This window comes from Kitasatospora sp. NPDC098663 (assembly GCF_044760075.1).
GTDB lineage: Bacteria > Actinomycetota > Actinomycetes > Streptomycetales > Streptomycetaceae > Kitasatospora.
In genome coordinates, this window is record NZ_JBIWAP010000148.1 from 1 (window position 1) to 1104 (window position 1104).

Consider the following 1104-nt stretch of genomic DNA (forward strand, 5'->3'; position numbering starts at 1 on the left):
CTAGGGCGGGTATTGGGTTGTGATCAATGGCTGTTCCGGGTGAGCTCTTTGATCCAGATCATCGAGGCCCGGAGATGGAGGCCGGCGAGGTAGCTCTCGGGCTTCTTGTCGAACCGCGTGGCGATGCCTCGCCAGGCTTTCAGCTTGTTGATCAGGCGCTCGACGGTGTTCCGTTCCTTGTAGAGGTCGGCGTCGTGAGTGACGGGCCGACCGCCCTTGCCGCCCTTCTTCTTCCGGTTGGCGGCCTGGTCCTTCTTCTCCGGGATGACTGCTTTGATGCGCCGTTTGCGCAGGTGGGCGCGGTTGCCGCGGGACGAGTAGGCCTTGTCTCCTGCGACCGCGTCGGGTCGGGTGCGGGGACGGCCGACCGACCCCCGGACCCGCAGCTTCTTGAGCACGGGGATGAACTGCGGGCTATCGGCGGCCTGTCCCTCGGTCAGGAGGAACACCAGCGGGCGGCACTTGCGGTCGCCGGCGCAATGGATCTTGCTGGTCTGCCCGCCTCTGGAGCGTCCGAGCAGGGCTTCCTTCAGTCGGAGCCTGCGCCGGCGCCGGATACGTCGCCGTTCCTCCCGCTCCGGGTCGTTTCCGGCGCCCTGCCCGTCTTGTTCATCCGGGCCGCCCCCTTTTGCCGTGCCTTCTCCGCCTCGTCGGCAGCCTTCTCCAGGGCCTCCATGGCGTCGGGGTCCAGGTGCATACCGGCAGCGTCGTGGTGGGCGCGGACAGTGGTGGAGTCCACGCTGACCAGGGACAAGTCCACCTCACCGCGCTTTGCGGCTTCCGCGATCAGGCCCTCCAGCAGAGCCTCGAAGACGCCGGCGTCGCGCCATTGCCGGAAGCGGTTGTGCACGGTCGGCCAGGCCCCGAACTCCCCGGGCATCTCCCGCCACTGCGCGCCCGTCCTGAACCGCCAGATCACGCCCTCGAACTGCTGGCGCAGCCGCTCGGGGTACGGGCCGTACCTGCCGATCGGCAGGTACGGCTCGATGAACTCCCACTCAGCGTCCGAAAGTTGCGCTCGTGTCACACAACACGGTCTACCGGATCAGGTCCCGCGACGCAGGCGATTCCCTCAGATTGATCACAACCAGATACGCGCCCTAG

Annotated in this window: 1 pseudogene; it reads right to left on the bottom strand. The window is 67.1% G+C overall.

Features of this window, described 5'->3' with window-relative positions:
• Positions 1–23: 23 nt before the first annotated feature.
• A pseudogene (locus tag ACIQVZ_RS42535) lies at positions 24–1027 on the bottom strand (IS5 family transposase).
• Positions 1028–1104: the final 77 nt, after the last annotated feature.